At 68.7% G+C, this 17879-nt stretch carries 11 protein-coding genes; 8 read left to right on the forward strand and 3 right to left on the reverse strand.

Annotated elements, in window-relative coordinates; all coding sequences use genetic code 11:
• The first annotated feature begins 593 nt into the window (after nt 1-593).
• From gltB to ACWH43_RS04835, 3 genes are all read left to right on the forward strand, one after another.
• A complete protein-coding gene (gene gltB, locus ACWH43_RS04825; protein WP_158445515.1) occupies nt 594-5282 on the forward strand; it encodes a glutamate synthase large subunit in 4689 nt (1562 codons plus the stop codon).
• Between the two features lie 95 nt (nt 5283-5377).
• A complete protein-coding gene (locus ACWH43_RS04830) occupies nt 5378-6802 on the forward strand; it encodes a glutamate synthase subunit beta (RefSeq protein ID WP_158445516.1) in 1425 nt (474 codons plus the stop codon).
• Nucleotides 6803-7068: 266 nt separating this feature from the next.
• Entirely contained in the window at nt 7069-8583 is a 1515-nt protein-coding gene (locus ACWH43_RS04835; protein WP_158445517.1) for an ABC-F family ATP-binding cassette domain-containing protein, read from the forward strand.
• Between the two features lie 9 nt (nt 8584-8592).
• On the opposite strand, the gene ACWH43_RS04840 is transcribed toward ACWH43_RS04835, so the two are convergent.
• The gene (locus tag ACWH43_RS04840) at nt 8593-9807 is read right to left on the reverse strand and encodes an SGNH/GDSL hydrolase family protein (protein WP_448153409.1); all 1215 of its coding nucleotides are present in this window, start codon (nt 9805-9807) and stop codon (nt 8593-8595) included.
• Nucleotides 9808-9865: 58 nt separating this feature from the next.
• Nucleotides 9866-11098: a lytic murein transglycosylase gene (locus ACWH43_RS04845; RefSeq protein ID WP_158445519.1), complete on the reverse strand. Its 1233-nt coding sequence runs from the start codon at nt 11096-11098 to the stop codon at nt 9866-9868.
• A 335-nt stretch (nt 11099-11433) separates the two neighbouring features.
• Between ACWH43_RS04845 and rnk the strand changes: the two genes are divergently transcribed.
• Entirely contained in the window at nt 11434-11844 is a 411-nt protein-coding gene (gene rnk, locus ACWH43_RS04850; protein ID WP_158445520.1) for a nucleoside diphosphate kinase regulator, read from the forward strand.
• 138 nt (nt 11845-11982) lie between these two features.
• Here rnk and galE read toward each other — a convergent pair whose 3' ends face one another.
• Nucleotides 11983-12975: a UDP-glucose 4-epimerase GalE gene (gene galE / locus ACWH43_RS04855; protein WP_158445521.1), complete on the reverse strand. Its 993-nt coding sequence runs from the start codon at nt 12973-12975 to the stop codon at nt 11983-11985.
• A gap of 167 nt (nt 12976-13142) precedes the next feature.
• Here galE and ACWH43_RS04860 point away from each other — a divergent pair, with 167 nt between their 5' ends.
• From ACWH43_RS04860 to purL, 4 genes are all read left to right on the forward strand, one after another.
• On the forward strand, nt 13143-14021 hold the full coding sequence (locus ACWH43_RS04860) for a UTP--glucose-1-phosphate uridylyltransferase (RefSeq protein WP_158445522.1): 879 nt from the start codon (nt 13143-13145) through the stop codon (nt 14019-14021).
• A 170-nt stretch (nt 14022-14191) separates the two neighbouring features.
• Nucleotides 14192-15079: a methyltransferase domain-containing protein gene (locus tag ACWH43_RS04865; protein ID WP_158445523.1), complete on the forward strand. Its 888-nt coding sequence runs from the start codon at nt 14192-14194 to the stop codon at nt 15077-15079.
• Nucleotides 15076-15513, forward strand: coding sequence for an acyl-CoA thioesterase (locus ACWH43_RS04870; RefSeq protein WP_158445524.1), 438 nt, complete (start codon nt 15076-15078; stop codon nt 15511-15513). The genes ACWH43_RS04865 and ACWH43_RS04870 overlap by 4 nt, the downstream gene beginning before the upstream one ends.
• A 96-nt stretch (nt 15514-15609) precedes the next feature.
• Nucleotides 15610-17820, forward strand: coding sequence for a phosphoribosylformylglycinamidine synthase subunit PurL (purL, locus tag ACWH43_RS04875; protein ID WP_448153410.1), 2211 nt, complete (start codon nt 15610-15612; stop codon nt 17818-17820).
• Nucleotides 17821-17879 lie beyond the last annotated feature (59 nt).

Consider the following 17879-nt stretch of genomic DNA (forward strand, 5'->3'; position numbering starts at 1 on the left):
GGGTTAGGGAAGGGCCGCTTTCCTGCCAACCGACAGCGGCGGAGAGGGGGCCTGCGCGCCGCGCCGGTCGAAACCCGGCAAAACAAGAAGCGGACCGTCCGACTCGGGCTTTCGTGCCGGAAATGTCTGGCATGGATTCGATTTTGCAATAAAATTTCGCTGCGACGCGAAATCGGCGCTTGTGCGTAGATTGGAATTCTGGCAAGTTCATCGCAATAGGACAGTGTTGCTGTCCCATTTTTCACCGCGCCGACCGAAGGCTGGTTCAGCCGGGGTCGTGCCGTCGCAATGGAGCGGAGCATGACGAGGGGCCAGGCCAATACTGCCGAAGCCAACCGTACGCGCATCCGTAAAACGACGGCCTGAGACAGGCGCGGCCGGGCGACAGCGAGCCCGAAGGCGCCTGCGGAGGACGCGGGCGCGATCGAAACGAAGCGCAAGTAAGCCTCCGACGAGACGACGGCCGACCCGCCTTGGCCTCATCCGCGCTGCCGACCGGCGGCGTCGGCGCCGGGGCCTGCCGCGGGGAGGATCGAGAGTGACGGTTTGTCCGCCGGTGAAGAGCCAGCGGGGTTCTGGGAGCAGGTTTGACGATGAGCGCAACCAGCAAGGTCAGCGGCGCAGAGGGGCTCGCGCGTTTTCCGGCGGCCTATGATCCGGCCCTGCCGATGCGGCAAGGCCTCTACGACCCGGCCAACGAGAAGGATTCCTGCGGCGTCGGCTTCATCGCCGACATGAAGAACCGCAAGAGCCACGCCATCGTGCAGCAGGGCCTGCAGATCCTGCACAATATCGACCATCGCGGCGCGGTCGGGGCGGATCCGAAGCTCGGCGACGGCTGCGGCATCCTCACCCAGATTCCGCACCGCTTCTTCAAGGAGGAGTGCGCGAGGCTCGGCATCGACCTGCCAGAGCCGGGCTTCTACGCCGTCGGCCAGTTCTTCATGCCGCGCGATCCGGCGATCCGGGCGCTCTGCGAGGAGATCATCGCGCAGACCGTCGAGGAGGAGGGGCTCAACTTCCTCGGCTGGCGCGACGTGCCGGTCGACAACAGCGACCTCGGCAAGGCGGTGCTGGAGACCGAGCCGGTGCACCGCCAGCTCTTCGTCGGGCGCCCCGACGACATCGCCAGCGAGGAGGAGTTCGAGCGGCAGGTCTATGTCCTGCGCAAGTCGGTCTCGAACAAAGTCTACAAGCATCAGGAGCGCAAGACGGCGGAGTACTACCCCGTCTCGATGTCGGCCCGCACCATCGTCTACAAGGGCATGGTGCTGGTGAACCAGCTCGGCTCCTATTTCAAGGATCTGCAGGACGAGCGCTTCGTCAGCGCCATCGCGCTGGTCCATCAGCGCTTCGCCACCAACACCTTCCCGTCCTGGCGGCTCGCCCACCCGTACCGGATGGTCGCCCATAACGGCGAGATCAACACGCTGCGCGGCAACGTCAACTGGATGGCGGCGCGGCAGGCGAGCGTCGATTCGGAGCTGTTCGGCTCGGATATCTCGAAGCTCTGGCCGATCTCCTATGAGGGGCAGTCGGACACGGCCTGCTTCGACAATGCGCTCGAATTTTTGGTGCAGGGCGGCTACTCGCTGGCGCACGCCATGATGATGCTCGTGCCGGAGGCGTGGAACGGCAACCCGCTGATGAACGAGGAGCGGCGCGCCTTCTACGAATACCACGCCGCGCTGATGGAGCCCTGGGACGGGCCGGCCGCGATCGCCTTCACCGATGGGCGCCAGATCGGCGCGACGCTCGACCGCAACGGGCTGCGTCCGGCGCGCTATCTCGTCACCGATGACGGGCTCGTGGTGCTGGCCTCGGAGTTCGGCGTGCTGCCGATCCCGGAGGAGAAGATCGTCGAGAAGTGGCGGCTCCAGCCCGGCAAGATGCTGCTGATCGACCTCGAACAGGGCCGCATCATCGGCGACGACGAGATCAAGACGCAGCTCTGCCTCGCCAATCCCTACAAGGACTGGCTGAAGCGCACCCAGATCGTGCTGGAGGAGTTGCCGCCGGTCGAGGCGCGGGCCTCGCGCACCGACGTGCCGCTGCTCGATCGCCAGCAGGCCTTCGGCTACACCACCGAGGATGTCCGCCTGCTGATGGCGCCGATGGCGGTGACCGGGCAGGAAGCCGTGGGCTCGATGGGCACCGACACGCCGATCTCGGCGCTCTCGCTCAAGTCGAAGCTGCTCTACACCTATTTCAAGCAGAACTTCGCGCAGGTGACGAACCCGCCGATCGACCCGATCCGCGAGGAGCTGGTGATGAGCCTGCTCTCCTTCATCGGGCCGCGGCCGAACATCCTCGACCTGGAAGGCACCTCGCGGCGCAAGCGCCTCGAAGTGCGCACGCCGATCCTGACCAACGACGATCTCGAGAAGATCCGCTGCATCGGCCATTACGAGGATCGCTTCGACACCAAGACCATCGACTTCACCTATCCGGCGCGCGAGGGCGCGGCCGGCATGGAAGGCGCGCTGGAGCGGCTGTGCGAGCGCGCGGAGGCCGCGGTCCATGGCGGCTACAACATCATCATCCTGTCCGACCGGCAGGTGGGCTCCGACCGCATCCCGATCCCGGCGCTGCTCGCGACGGCGGCGGTGCATCACCACCTGATCCGCAAGGGGCTGCGCACCTCGGTCGGCCTCGTCGTCGAATCCGGCGAGCCGCGCGAGATCCATCATTTCTGCTGCCTCGCCGGCTACGGCGCCGAGGCGATCAACCCCTATCTCGCCTTCGACACCCTGCTCGACCAGCACGAGCAGGGCGCCTTCCCGGAGGAGGTCGATGCCGGCGAGGTGGTGACGCGCTACATCAAGTCGGTCGGCAAGGGCGTGCTCAAGGTGATGTCCAAGATGGGCATCTCGACCTACCAGTCCTATTGCGGCGCGCAGATCTTCGACGCGGTCGGCCTGAAGAGCGCCTTCGTCGACAAGTTCTTCTTCGGCACCGGCACCGCGATCGAGGGCGTCGGGCTGGAGGAGATCGCGGAGGAGAGCGTCAGGCGCCATCGCGACGCCTTCGGCGACTCGCCGCTCTACCGCGACAGCCTCGATATCGGCGGCGAATACATGTACCGCGTCCGCGGCGAGGACCATGTCTGGAAGCCGGACGTGGTCGCCTCGCTGCAGCATGCGGTGCGCCTCAACGCGCAGGAGCGCTACGAGGATTTCGCCCGGCAGGTCAACGACGAGGGCCGGCGGCTCAGCACCATCCGCGGGCTGTTCAAGGTGAAGATGGCGGAAGATGACGGGCGCAAGCCCGTGCCGCTGGAGGCCGTCGAGCCGGCGGCCGAGATCGTCAAGCGCTTCGCCACCGGCGCGATGTCCTTCGGCTCGATCTCGCGCGAGGCGCATGAGACGCTCGCCATCGCGATGAACCAGATCGGCGGCAAGTCGAACACCGGCGAGGGCGGCGAGGAGGCGATCCGCTTCAAGCCGCTGCCGGACGGGCGCTCCAAGCGCTCGGCGATCAAGCAGATCGCGTCCGGCCGCTTCGGCGTCACCACCGAATACCTCGTCAATTCCGATGTGATGCAGATCAAGGTGGCGCAGGGCGCCAAGCCCGGCGAGGGCGGCCAGCTCCCCGGCCACAAGGTCGACGCCAAGATCGCCCGGACCCGGCATTCGACGCCGGGCGTCGGCCTGATTTCGCCGCCGCCGCATCACGACATCTATTCGATCGAGGATCTGGCGCAGCTCATCTTCGACCTCAAGAACGTCAACCCGGCGGCGGACGTCTCGGTGAAGCTCGTCTCCGAGATCGGCGTCGGCACGGTCGCGGCCGGCGTCGCCAAGTCGCGGGCCGACCACATCACCATCTCGGGCTTCGAGGGCGGCACGGGCGCGAGCCCGCTGACCTCGCTGAAGCATGCCGGCTCGCCCTGGGAGATCGGGCTCGCCGAGACGCAGCAGACGCTGGTGCTGAACCAGCTCCGCGGCCGCGTCGCGCTTCAGGTCGACGGCGGGTTGCGGACGGGGCGGGACGTCGTCATCGGCGCGCTGCTCGGGGCCGACGAATTCGGCTTCTCGACCGCGCCGCTGATCGCGGCCGGCTGCATCATGATGCGCAAATGCCATCTCAACACCTGCCCGGTCGGGGTCGCGACGCAGGACCCGGTGCTGCGCAAGCGCTTCAAGGGCCTGCCCGAGCATGTGGTGAACTACTTCTTCTTCGTGGCCGAGGATGTCCGCCGGATCATGGCGGAGATGGGCTTCACCAGGATCGAGGAACTCGTCGGCCGCTCCGACCTGCTCGACAAGCGCGAGGCGATCGATCACTGGAAGGCGAGGGGGCTCGATTTCGCGAAGCTCTTCCACAAGGTCGAGCTGCCGGGCGTGGCGATCCGCCATGTCGAGCGGCAGAACCACCCGATCGACACCGTGCTCGACCGCAGGCTGATCGAGGCGGCGGAAGGCGCGATCGAGACCGGCACCCCGGTCGTGATCGAGGAGACGATCTCGAATGTCGACCGCTCGGCCGGCGCGATGCTCTCGGGCGTCGTGGCGAAGAACTACGGCCATGCCGGCCTGCCGGACGACACCATCACGGTGAAGCTGAAGGGCACCTCGGGCCAGAGCTTCGCCGCCTTCCTCGCCGCGGGCGTCACGGTCGAGCTCACCGGCCAGGCCAATGACTATGTCGGCAAGGGCCTCTCCGGCGGCAAGCTGATCGTGAAGCCGGATCCGGCCTCGAAGGCCGTGGCCGAACGCTCGATCATCGTCGGCAACACGGTGCTCTACGGCGCGATCTCGGGCGAGGCCTATTTCAGGGGCGTCGCCGGCGAGCGCTTCGCGGTGCGCAATTCCGGCGCGATCGCGGTGGTCGAAGGCACCGGCGACCATGGCTGCGAATACATGACCGGCGGCGTCGTCGCGGTCATCGGCCAGACGGGGCGCAACTTCGCCGCCGGCATGTCGGGCGGCATCGCCTATGTGCTGGACGAGGACGGCACCTTCAAGTCGCGCTGCAACCTCTCCATGGTCGATCTCGAACCGGTCGAGGAGGAGGAGGAGCTGATGGAGCGGCTGCACCATCACGGCGGCGATCTCGAGCACAAGGGCCGCATCGACATGACCAACATGTCGGGCCATGACGATGAGCGGCTGATGCAGATGCTGACGAACCACGCCAACTACACCGGTTCTGAGCGCGCCCGCACCATCCTCGACAACTGGGCGGATTACCGCACGAAGTTCGTCAAGGTGATGCCGGTCGAGTACCGCCGCGCGCTGCGCGAGATGGAGCAGGCCCGCACCTTGCAGGCTGCGGAATAAGCGAAACGCCACCGTCCGGGGCCATGCGCCCCGGCACTCCGATCAGGTTAAGGCACGCGCGCGGGACATCCCGGGCACACGGCGAGAGAAACGGCATGGGCAAGGTCACGGGCTTTCTCGAATACGACCGGCAGGAGCAGAAGTATCAGCTCGCCGGCGACCGCATCCGGCATTTCCGCGAGTTCACGCTGCCGCTGGAAGAGCGGGACGTGCGCAAGCAGGCGGCGCGCTGCATGGATTGCGGCATCCCCTTCTGCCACGGCCCGACCGGCTGCCCGGTCCACAACCAGATCCCGGACTGGAACGAGCTGGTCTATTCCGGGGGCTGGGAGGCGGCGCTGCGCAACCTCCACTCCACCAACAACTTCCCGGAATTCACCGGCCGCATCTGCCCCGCGCCTTGCGAGGAGGCCTGCACGCTCAACCTCGAAAACATGCCGGTGACGATCAAGACGATCGAGCAGGCGATCGCCGACAAGGGCTGGGAAGAGGGCTGGATCGCCCCGGAAATCCCGGCGAAGCGCACGGGCAAGCGCATCGCCATCGTCGGCTCGGGTCCGGCCGGGCTGGCGGCGGCGCAGCAGCTCGCCCGCGTCGGCCACGACGTGCATGTCTATGAGCGCGAGGCCAAGGCCGGCGGCCTGCTGCGCTACGGCATCCCCGACTTCAAGATGGAGAAGAAGCACATCGACCGCCGCGTGCGGCAGATGGAGGCCGAGGGCGTCACCTTCCACTACAAGGTCAATATCGGCGTGACTCTGCCCTTCGCCCAGCTCGTCGCCGAGCATGACGCGGTGCTGATGACGGGCGGGGCGGAAGCGCCGCGCGATCCCGGCCTGCCGGACACCAACCTGTCGGGCGTGCACTACGCGATGCCCTACCTCACCCAGCAGAACAAGCGCATCGGCGGCGAGGACATCTCGACCGAGACGCCGATCCTGGCGGCGGGCAAGCATGTCGTGGTGGTCGGCGGCGGCGATACGGCGTCGGACTGCGTCGGCACCGCCTTCCGGCAGGGCGCGCTCTCGGTGACGCAGCTCGACATCCGGCCGATGGCGCCGCAGATCGAGGACAAGCTCACCGTCTGGCCGTACTGGCCGACGAAGTTCCGCACCTCCTCCTCGCAGGCCGAGGGCGCCGAGCGCGAGTTCCAGGCGGCGACGCTCGGGCTGGAGGGCCGCAACGGCCGGCTGACCGGGGTGAAATGCGCCCGCGTCGACGAGAAGCGCAAGCCGATTCCGGGCACGGAATTCGTGCTCCAGGCCGATCTCTGCTTCCTCGCCATCGGCTTCGCCGGTTCGGTGATCGAGGGCATGATCGCCCAGTCCGGCGCGGCGGTGGACCGGCGGGCGAACGTCGTCGCCAACGACCGCGACTACAAGACCAGCGTCGACAAGGTCTATGTCGCCGGCGACATGCGGCGCGGCCAGTCGCTGGTGGTCTGGGCGATCCGCGAGGGCCGCCAGGCGGCGCATGCGATCGACCGGGACCTGATGGGCGAGACGATCCTGCCGGTGTGAGGCGGATCGGCCGCGCCCTCAGCACCGATGCATCGGCCTCCTGCGAAAACCGCGCTCCCTTTTTCGGGCCGATGCTCTATGCTCGCCGCCATGGAATCGAGCCAGAAGGGGAAGCAGGCGCCGCGCCGCCGCTTCCATTGCCGCACCCGCGGACCTGTCTGCGCCCCGCGCTTCGTCTCGCGGGGCTGACAGGGAACGCATCGCCGTCTCGTCGTCAGCCTTTTTCGGCGCGCCCGCTCGCGCCAGACTGACTTCATGAGATTCCGATGTCCCTGATCGCCATCAAAGACCTGTCGCTCATCCGTACCGAGACCCTGTTCGCCGGGCTCGACCTCGCCATCGCCAAGGGCGACCGCCTCGGCCTCGTCGCCGCCAATGGGCGCGGCAAATCCTCGCTGCTGCGCATCATCGCCGGCGAGGAGGAGGCGACGGGCGGCACGCTGACCCGGGCGCGCGGCCTCGTCACCGCCTTCGCGCCGCAGGATCCGCCGGCGCGGCTGCTTTCCATGAGCCTCCACGATGCGGTGCGCGACGCGCTCGATGCCGAGGCGGCCGAAACCGAAAGCTGGCGGGTCGACGTCCTGCTCGACGATCTCGCCGTCGACGAGGCCTTGCGCGGCCGCCCGGTCGGCGAGCTCTCGGGCGGCTGGCAGAGCAGCATGCTGCTGGCGCGGGCGGCGGTGATCGAGCCCGATTTGCTCCTGCTCGACGAGCCGACCAACCATCTCGATCTGGCGCGGATCGGCGTGCTCGAACGCTTCCTCGCCGCGCTGCCTCGCGATTGCGCCGTCGTGGTGGCGAGCCATGACCGTGCCTTCCTCGACGATGTCAGCCGCCGGACCCTGTTCCTGCGCCCGGCGGAGAGCGCCGATTTCGCGCTGCCCTATTCGCGCGCCTTGCAGGCGCTGGAGGAGCGCGACGCGGCGCGGGGCCGGCAGTTCGAGAACGATATGCGCAAGGTGAGGGCGCTGCGGCAGCAGGCGGCCAAGCTCAAGAATATCGGCATCAATTCCGGCTCGGACCTGCTGGTGGTCAAGACCAGGCAGTTGTCCGAGCGGGCCGACAGGCTGGAGGAGAGCGCCCGCCCGGCCCATCAGGAGCGTTCGGCGGGGGCGATCCGGCTCGGCAACAGCGGCAGCCATGCCAAGGCGCTGGTCGCGATCAAGGATACGGCGATCGTTGCGCCGGACGGGCGGCTGCTCTTTCGCACCGGCCCGCTCTGGATCGAGCAGGGCGACCGGATCGCCCTGCTCGGCGCCAACGGCACCGGCAAGACGCGCTTCGTCGCGCGGCTGCGCGCGGCGCTGGACGGAGGCGATCCGGAGATCCGCGGCGCGGCGAGCCTGAAGCTCGGCTATTCCGACCAGGCATTGGCGCAGCTCGACGCCTGGGCGACGCCCTGGGAGGCGGTGAAGCGGTCGAGCGATGCCGGCGACCAGCTCGCCCGCACGCTGCTGGCGGGAGCGGGGATCGCGAGCGAGAGCCAGTCCGCGCCGATCGCCCGGTTCTCGGGCGGGCAGAAGGCGCGGCTGGCGATGCTGCTGCTGCGCCTCGCCCAGCCGAATTTCTACCTGCTCGACGAGCCGACCAACCATCTCGACATCGAGGGGCAGGACCGGCTGGAGAGCGAGCTGATCGAGCACGAGCCCGCCTGCCTGCTGGTCAGCCATGACCGGGCCTTCGTGCGCGGGGTGGCGACGCGGATCTGGGTGATCGAGGGCAGGAGGCTGGTCGAGGTCGACGACCCCGATCCCGTCTTCGACCGGCTGATGGCCGGTTGACCGTCCGGCTTATCGCGTCGCGGGAGGCGGCCAGCGGTAATCGTCGATCCGGCCCGGCATCGGCTCCGGCGCGATGCCCTGGCCGAAGACGCGCTCGAGCTGGCGCGCGGCGTCGCCCTGGCCGCGCGCCTCCGCGATCGAGGCGAGCAGGGGCTGCTCCGACGGCGCCGCCTCGCCGGTCAGCGGCTGGATCGGCCCGGCCAGCGGGCGGGCCTGGAGCGCGGGAGCGAGGCCGAGCGGCGGCACGCCGGCGGCCATCTGGTCGATCAGGCGCTCGACTCCGCCGGGCTGCAATTCCGGCGCGGTCGGAGCTCCGGTGCCCGGCGCGACCGGCAGGGCGATGACGTTGTTCTGCGGCGCCGCCTCGATGATTCGGCGGATCACCAGATCGACGAAATGAGCCGCCTTGCGGGCGCCGGCCTTGGTGAAATGGATGCCGTCGCCGAGGCGCAGCCGCGTCGGCTGGCCGGAGACGTTGGGGCCGGTCGCGGCATAGCGGTTCTCGGCGTCGACGAAGCCGCCCCACAGGTCGACATAATGCCCGCCGGCCTTCTCGACGCGCTCGCGGAAGATCTCGTTCAGCGTGACGAGGTCGGCCGAGAGCCGGGCGTTCTGCATCGGCGGCGCGCCGACCCAGATCAGCGGGATGCGCCGGGCGGCGAAGGCATTGGCGAGCGCATCGACGCGGTCGCGGTAGAGCTCGAGCCAGCGCGGGCTCATGGGCTCCTGGACGGTGTCGCCGTCGCGGATCGGCTGGCGGTCGTTGAGGCCGATCAGCATCACCGCGATCGTGACCTTCTGCTCGCCGGCGAGCAGCTCCGAGACCGCCTTGGGCCAGTCGTAGAAATCGGTGCGGACGAGGCCGGAATCGGGCTTCGCCCGGTGCACCACCTCGACGTCGGGCCGGTTGTTCAGCGCGTCGTCGAGGCCGTCGGCGAGAAGGTTGGCGAGGGAATCGCCCATCACCACGACGTGATGCGCGACATCGACCTTGGGGATCACCGGATCGTCGCGCACGACGACGGGGGCGGCGGGCCGGCGCCGCACGGCCGGGGCGGCGCGCTGGCGCGGCTGCTGCGGCTGCACCGCCGGCTTGGCGGGCAACTGCCAGAAGAGCTGGAACAGGCTGCGCTGCTGCGGCTGCTGGGCAAGCGAGAGCGGGCCGCCGGTCAGCAGGAACAGGCCGGCGGCGCAGAGAACCATGACGAGCGAGCGCAGGCGCATCAGCCATCCGATCCAGAGGCGCGTGACGGACCCAGTATAGGCCGGCGGCGGCCCGAAGTCAGCGCCTGCCGCGCATCCGGGCGAGCAGCGCCGGGGTCGGGTAGCCGTCGGCGATCTCGCCGACGCTGATCTGGTAGCGCCGCACCGCCTCGCGCGTGCCGGTGCCGACGCGCCCGTCTGCGTCGTGGTCGTAGAGCCCGAGCGCCTTCAGGCGGCGCTGCAGGTCCTTGGTGCCGGCCATGTCGAGGCGGGCGGCCTTGAGCGGCCAGCCGGCCTGGATCGCGGCGCGGCCCATGATGCGGTCGCCGAGATGGCCGACCGCCAGCGCATAGGCGTCCGAGGAATTGTACTTCTTGATCACGTCGAAATTCGCGGTCAGCAGCATGACCGGGCCGGTATGGCCGGCCGGATAGAACAGGCGCCCCTCGCCGGAAGCGGGCAGGGCCCTGCCGTCGGCCCGCCGCACCCCGGCCGAGCGGAAGGCGGCGAAGCTTGCCTTGTCGAGGCGGTGGTCGAAGCCCTCCGGCAGCGCCACCTCCATGCCCCAGGGCAGCCCGGCCACCCAGCCATGGCTCTTCAGATAGTTCGCGGTCGAGGCGATGGCGTCGCTCGACGAGGTCCAGATGTCGGCATGGCCGTCGCCGGTCCAGTCGACGGCGTATTTCAGATAGCTCGACGGCATGAACTGGGTGTGGCCCATGGCGCCGGCCCAGGAGCCCTTGAGCTCGTCGCGCGCGACATAGCCCTTCTCGATCAGTTCGAGCGCGGTCAGCAATTCGTCGCGGAAGAAGTCGCTGCGATAACGGATCGAGGCCAGCGTCGCCAGCGAGCGGATGACGTCCTTGCCGCCCTTGAAGGAGCCGTAATTGGTCTCCATGCCCCAGACGCCGAGCACCACCTCCCGGGGCACGCCGTAGCGGGCCTCGACCTGGGCGAGGACGGCCGCGTTCTCGGCGGCGACGGCCTGGCCGCGCTGGATGCGCCCGCCGCCGACCGCATTGTTGAGATAGCTCCAGATCGGCGCGCTGAATTCGGCCTGCTTCTTCGTCAGCGCGACGATCGAGGCGTCGGGCGTCACGCCGCGGAAGGCGAGGTCGAAGGTCGCGCGCGAGATGCCGCGCGCCTGCGCCTGCGGCCAGAGCCGCTGCAGGAAGACATCGAAGCCGACGCTCGCCGGCGTCGCCGCCGGAGGGGCGGCATGGGCGCGCGAGACGGTGATCGAGCCCGTGGTCTGCGCCAGTGCCGGTGCCAGGCTGAGCACGGCCGAAGCGGCGATGACGGACAGGCGCATGAGAACTCCTGCGGAGGCTGGCGGAAACCCCATCACAGCGCCCGAACAAGGTTAAGCGAGGGTTAAGCCGGGCGCGCGAACCCTACGATCTGACCATTTGACAAGCCGCCAGGATTGGCGGATTCTGCGGCGATGTATAGCGCCTCTTCTTTCCGCCGCGGTCTGCACCGCTCGGGTAATCTCATCGCGGGCTTCTAGCCCCGGGTCTGTCGCGCTTGGCGCCTCCGGCTCGGGGGCGCCCCACTGTTTCCATCTCACCTGCGAGTTCGACCTAGTCATTCCGTGCGGCCTTGCGTCCGCCCGGCGGGCGCTCGCCTTCGATGAAAGACCTGTTCATGACCACCAAGCGTCCCGCCATCACCGTCACGGCCGCGGACCATGCCATGCTGAGCCGGATCGCGGCCGGCGCGGCCAACACCATGCCGGAACTCGCGGCCGAGCTGTCGCATGAGCTCGACCGGGCCCGCATCCTGCCGGAAGGCCGGGTTTCGATCGACCATGCCCGCATCGGCAGCCAGGTGGTCTATCGCGACGAAAGCACCAAGCGCGAGACCACGGTGACCCTGGTCTGGCCGCAGGACGCCAATATCGAGAAGAACCGCATCTCGGTGATGACGCCGATCGGCGTCGCGCTGATCGGCATGGCGGCCGACCGCACGATCGACTGGACGACCCGCTCGGGCGACGTGAAGCGCCTGACCGTGCTCGAGGTGCGCGAGCCGGTCGAGGAGGAGGCGGCGTCCTGAGCGGCGCTTTTCGGAAGCTGCCGAGCCCGAAAAGCAGCGCTGGCCATCCCGGACCTCCGTTCGGTCGCCCGCGATGACCCGTTATCGAAGCCCGCGGCCCAGCCTCTCGGGATGAGCGCGGATGTTCACGAACGAGCCTCAGGCCGATGCGTTCCTCGTCCTGAGCTTCTCCTCCCAGGCCAGCGCCTGGCCGACGATTTCCTCCAGATCGTCATGCTCGGGCCGCCAGCCCAGCTCGGCCCGGATGCGGTCGGCGCGGGCGATCAGCGAGGCCGGGTCGCCGGGGCGGCGCGGGGCGAGCGCCACCGGGAAATCGACGCCCGAGACCTTCTTCACCACGTCGACCACTTCCTTCACCGAGTAGCCGCGGCCATAGCCGCAGTTCAGCGTCAGGCTGGCCCCGCCGCCGCGCAGATGGTCGAGCGCGGCCAGATGCGCGCGGGCGAGGTCGGTGACGTGGATGTAGTCGCGCACGCAGGTGCCGTCCGGCGTCGCATAGTCGGTGCCGAAGATGGTGAGCCCGTCGCGCTGGCCGAGCGCCGCCTGGCTCGCGACCTTGATGAGATGGGTGGCGTTGGGCGAGGACTGGCCGGAGCGCCCCTGCGGATCGGCGCCGGCGACGTTGAAGTAGCGCAGCGCGACATAATTGAAGCCATGCGCCCGGCCTGCGTCCTGCAGCATCCATTCGCTCATCAGCTTGGAGCGGCCATAGGGGTTGATCGGGTTGAGCGCGACCTCCTCCGGCACCGGCGAGACCGAGGGCTCGCCATAGACCGCGGCGGTGGAGGAGAAGATGATGTGCCTCACGCCCCTGCGCACGGCGCTCTCGAGCAGCGCGCGCGTCTTCACGGTGTTGTTGAAGTAGTAGCCCAGCGGATCGGAAACGGATTCCGGAACGACGATCCTGGCGGCGAAATGCGCGATCTCGGTCACGCCGTATTCGGCGATCAGCCCCTCGACCAGCTCCTGGTCGCCGATGTCGCCCTGCACGAAGGTGGCCTCGGGCGGCACCGCCCACCAGAAGCCGGTCGAGAGATCGTCGAGGACGACGACCTTCTCGCCCCGGTCGAGCAATTCCAGGACCATGTGGCTGCCGATGTAGCCGGCGCCGCCGGAAACCAATACCGCCATTGTCTCTCGCCTCATCTTTGTCAGGAACCCGGCTTAACCGAGAACCGTTGACGGGTTCTCAAGGCCTGTCGGCTAATACGCCCCTGATGGCCGGCAACCGTGACAGTTGTGCGGCCCGCCCCATCACAGCCTCGCTTCGGCACAGGCTACCGCGCCAAGGACCCTTCATGACGAAACGTATCCGCAAGGCCGTTCTTCCCGTCGCCGGTCTGGGAACCCGCTTCCTGCCCGCCACCAAGGCGGTGCCGAAGGAGATGCTCACCATCGTCGACCGCCCGGTCGTGCAGCATGTCGTGGACGAGGCGCGCGCCGCCGGCATCGAGCACTTCATCTTCGTCACCGGCCGCAACAAGGCGGTGATCGAGGACCATTTCGACATGGCCTACGAGCTCGACGATACGCTCGCCAAGCGCAACAAGATCAAGGAGCTCGAGGCGCTGAAGGCCGATCTGCCGGCCGCAGGCGCGACCAGCTTCACCCGCCAGCAGGCGCCGCTCGGCCTCGGCCACGCCGTCTGGTGCGCCCGCGAGATCGTCGGCGAGGAGCCCTTCGCGCTGCTGCTGCCGGACATGCTGCACTACAGCGCCGGCAAGGGCTGCCTCGCCGAGATGATCGCGGCCTACGACCGGCATGGCGGCAACCACATCGCCGTGGCGCCGGTGCCCGACGACCAGACCCATCAATACGGCATCGTCGGCGTCGAGGACGCCAGCGCCAAGGTCTCGAAGATCACCGGCATGGTCGAGAAGCCGCCGAAGGGTACGGCGCCGTCCAATTTGCACATCTCCGGCCGCTACATCCTGCAGCCGACCATCTTCAACCTGCTCGCCAACCAGGAGAAGGGGGCCGGCGGCGAGATCCAGCTCACCGATTCGATGATCGCGCTCTCGCGTCAGGAGCCGTTCTACGCGGTGCGCTTCGACGGCGAGATCTACGATGCCGGCTCGAAGATCGGCTTCCTGGCGGCGAATGTCGCCTATGCGCTCGACCGCGACGATCTCGGCCCGCAACTGCGCGCCGAGATCGCGAAGCTGCTGGCGCGCTGAGGCGACGGCTCTCCGAACCGACGGCCCTCGTCCCGCGGAGCCATTCCGGTTAGGAATGGCGTCTCGAAGGACGGTCCAGAAGGCTCAGGAGCCGCTGGAGCATCCTTCGAGACGCCCCCTCGCGGCTGCTCCTCAGGATGAGGGCTTGCATTCTTGCTGACGGTGCAAAGTTGAGCGACCACAGCCTCGTCTTCGATCGTGCGCTCGGCCGCTCGCGGCTGAGGCGCGCGCTTGCCGGCGGCTATCCGGATTTCCTGCTCCAGCGCGCGGCCGGCGATCTGGAGGAGCGCCTCGGGGCGGTGCTGCGCGAATTCGCCATGGCCGCCGATCTCGGCACGCCGCTGCCGGTCGTCGCGCCCGTGCTCGCCGGCAAGGCCGGCCGCCTCCTGCGCATGGCCGAGGCGGAAGGCGCCGGCGCCGATCTCGTCGGCGATCTCGAGCGCCTGCCTTTCGCCGCAGGCTCGCTCGACCTCGCCGTCTCGCTGCTGGCGCTGCACGGCGTCAACGACCTGCCCGGCGCGCTCATCCAGATCAAGCGGGCGCTGAGGCCGGACGGGCTGTTCATGGCCTGCCTGCTCGGCGGACGCTCACTCCAGGAGCTGCGGCAGGCGCTGCTCGAAGCCGAGAGCGAGACGACCGGTGGGGTCAGCCCGCGCGTCGCGCCCTTCGCCGATCTGCGCGATCTCGGCGGGTTGCTCCAGCGCGCGGGCTTCGCCTTGCCGGTCATCGACAGCGAGACCGTCACGGTGCGCTATCGCGACGTCTTCGGCCTGTTCCGCGATCTCCGTGCGATGGGCTGGGCGAACAGCCTTATCGCCCGCTGCAAGGCGCCGCTCCGGCGCGAGACATTGCTGCGGGCGGCGGCGCTCTATGCCGAGCGCTTCGCCGATCCCGACGGGCGATTGCCGGCGACCTTCGAATTCGTCTGGCTCTCCGGCTGGTCGCCGCATGAGAGCCAGCAGAAGCCGCTGCGCCCCGGCTCGGCCAAGGCGAGGCTGGCGGACGCGCTCGGCGTGCCGGAGATCAGGACTGGCGAAAAGCCGGGAGGCGAGGGGTGAGCGAGCGGCAGCCGCGCCTGACGCGCAACGATTTCCGCGTCTTCCGCGCCATTCCGACGCGCTGGCACGACAACGACGTCTTCGGCCATGTCAACAACGTCGTCTATTACGGCTGGTTCGATACGGCCGTGAACGCCTGGCTGATCGAGAACGGCTTCCTCGATCCGGCGGCGAGCGGGATCGTCGGCCTCGTGGTCGAGACCGGCTGCACCTATTTCGAAAGCGTCGCCTTTCCTGAGGTCGTCGAGGCGGGGATCGCGGTCGAGCGGCTGGGCAACAGCTCGGTCACCTACCGCATCGGCATCTTCCGGCAGGGCGGCGGGCAGGCCGCGGCGCAGGGGCGCTTCACCCATGTCTATGTGCAGCGGGCCGGGCAGAAGCCGGTGCCGATCCCGGCGCCGCTCAGGGCGGCGCTTTCAGCGATTCGGAGCTGAAACGGGCGGCACGGGCGCGAATGCGTTGTACTGCGGCGTGAGGCAGGCTATGCCCCTGCCAAACCCCCTCGCCGGACCGCCAGGAAGCCTGAGCCCGTGATTCCGAACGACATCAAGATCACTCCGCAGCTCGTCGCCGAGCACGGCCTGAAGCCGGACGAGTACCAGCGCTTCCTGCATCTGATCGGTCGCGAGCCGACGATCACCGAGCTCGGCATCGTCTCGGCGATGTGGAACGAGCATTGCTCCTACAAATCCTCGAAGATCCACCTCAAGACGCTGCCGACCAAGGCGCCCTGGGTGATCCAGGGACCGGGCGAGAATGCCGGCGTCATCGATATCGGCGACGGCACGGCCATCGTCTTCAAGATGGAGAGCCACAACCACCCCTCCTTCATCGAGCCCTATCAGGGCGCGACGACCGGCGTGGGCGGCATCCTGCGCGACGTCTTCACCATGGGCGCCCGGCCGATCGCAGTGCTCGACGCGCTGCGCTTCGGCTCGCCCGACCATCCGAAGACCCGCCATCTCGTCTCCGGCGTCGTCGCCGGCATCGGCGGCTACGGCAATTCCTTCGGCGTGCCGAATGTCGGCGGCGCCACCGGCTTCCACTCGCGCTATGACGGCAACATCCTGGTCAACGCCATGGCGGTCGGCATCGCCAAGGCCGATGAGATCTTCTACGCCAAGGCGTCGGGCGTCGGTAAGGCGATCGTCTATCTCGGCTCCAAGACCGGCCGCGACGGCATCCACGGCGCGACCATGGCCTCGGCCGAGTTCGACGACAAGTCCGAGGAGAAGCGCCCGACCGTGCAGGTCGGCGACCCCTTCGCCGAGAAGCTCCTGCTCGAAGCCTGCCTCGAGATCATGGCCGCCGGCCATGTCGACGCGATCCAGGACATGGGCGCGGCCGGGCTGACCTGCTCGGCGGTCGAGATGGGCGCCAAGGGCGATCTCGGCGTCGAGCTCGATCTCGACAAGGTGCCCTGCCGCGAGGAGGGCATGAGCGCCTATGAGATGATGCTGTCGGAGAGCCAGGAGCGCATGCTCATGGTGATCAAGCCGGGGCATGAGGAAGCCGCCGAGGCGATCTTCCGCAAATGGGGGCTCGACTTCGCCGTCATCGGCCACACCACCGACACGCTGCGCTTCGTCGTGAAGCACCGGGGCGAGGTCATGGCCGACCTGCCGATCAAGGAGCTCGGCGACGAGGCCCCCGAATACGACAGGCCCTGGATCGAGACGCCGCCGCAGCAGCGCATCGCGGCCGAGAGCGTCGCGCCGCCCTGCGGCAACGCCGAGGCGCTGAAGAAGCTGATCGGCTCGCCAGACCTGTCCTCCAAGCGCTGGATCTGGGAGCAGTACGACACGCTGATCCTCGGCAATTCGGTGGTGACGCCCGGCGGCGATGCCGGCGTGATCCGCATCGAGGAGGGGCCGAAGGGCCTGGCCATGACCGCCAACGTCACCCCGCGCTATTGCGAGGCCGACCCGTTCGAGGGCGGCAAGCAGGCGGTGGCCGAAGCCTGGCGCAACCTGACCGCGGTGGGCGCAACCCCGCTGGCGATCACCGACAACCTCAATTTCGGCAATCCGGAGAAGCCCGAGGTGATGGGCCAGTTCGTCGGCTGCATCCGCGGCATCGGCGAGGCCTGCAAGGCGCTCGACTTCCCGGTCGTCTCCGGCAATGTCTCGCTCTACAACGAGACCAACGGCGTCTCGATCCTGCCGACCCCGACCATCGGCGGCGTGGGCGTCATGGCCGATGTGACGAAGCACGCGACGATCGCCTTCAAGGCCGAGGGCGAGGCGATCCTCCTCATCGGCGAAACGCAGGGCTGGCTCGGCCAGAGCGCCTGGCTCGCGACGGTCTGCGGCCGCGAGGAAGGGGCGCCGCCGCCGGTCGATCTCGCGATCGAGCGCCGCAATGGCGAGTTCGTGCGCGGGCTGATCGCGTCGGGCAAGGTCGCGACCTGCCACGACCTGTCGGATGGCGGGCTGGCCGTCGCGCTCGCCGAGATGGCGATGGCGAAGGGCGTCGGCGCCACCATCGAGACGCTGCCGGCGGGCCCGGCCCATGCCGCGCTCTTCGGCGAGGATCAGGCGCGCTATGTGCTGGCGGTTCCGGCGGCCGAGGCCGAGGCGGTTCTGGCCGAGGCGAAGGCGGCCGGCGTGCCGGCGCTCGCCATCGGCCGCACGGGCGGCGCGGCGCTCGCCTTGCCGGGGGAGCCGGCGCTGGCGATCGCCGAGCTCAACACGATCCACGAAGGCTGGCTGCCGGGCTACATGGCCGGCAAGGCGGCCTGATCGTCATTGCGAGCCCCCGGGTCTTGCCTTCGGCAAGCCCGAGGACAGGCTCCGCGAAG

This window comes from Allobosea minatitlanensis, assembly GCF_964020775.1.

What these genes read in the sequence shown, in the direction of transcription:
- ACWH43_RS04845 (WP_158445519.1), bottom strand. Translation starts at nt 11,098, where the DNA reads ATGCGCCTGTCCGTCATCGCCGCTTCGGCCGTGCTCAGCCTGGCACCG.
- ACWH43_RS04835 (WP_158445517.1), top strand. Translation starts at nt 7,069, where the DNA reads ATGTCCCTGATCGCCATCAAAGACCTGTCGCTCATCCGTACCGAGACC.
- gltB (WP_158445515.1), top strand. Translation starts at nt 594, where the DNA reads ATGAGCGCAACCAGCAAGGTCAGCGGCGCAGAGGGGCTCGCGCGTTTT.
- ACWH43_RS04860 (WP_158445522.1), top strand. Translation starts at nt 13,143, where the DNA reads ATGACGAAACGTATCCGCAAGGCCGTTCTTCCCGTCGCCGGTCTGGGA.
- rnk (WP_158445520.1), top strand. Translation starts at nt 11,434, where the DNA reads ATGACCACCAAGCGTCCCGCCATCACCGTCACGGCCGCGGACCATGCC.
- ACWH43_RS04830 (WP_158445516.1), top strand. Translation starts at nt 5,378, where the DNA reads ATGGGCAAGGTCACGGGCTTTCTCGAATACGACCGGCAGGAGCAGAAG.
- ACWH43_RS04840 (WP_448153409.1), bottom strand. Translation starts at nt 9,807, where the DNA reads ATGCGCCTGCGCTCGCTCGTCATGGTTCTCTGCGCCGCCGGCCTGTTC.
- galE (WP_158445521.1), bottom strand. Translation starts at nt 12,975, where the DNA reads ATGGCGGTATTGGTTTCCGGCGGCGCCGGCTACATCGGCAGCCACATG.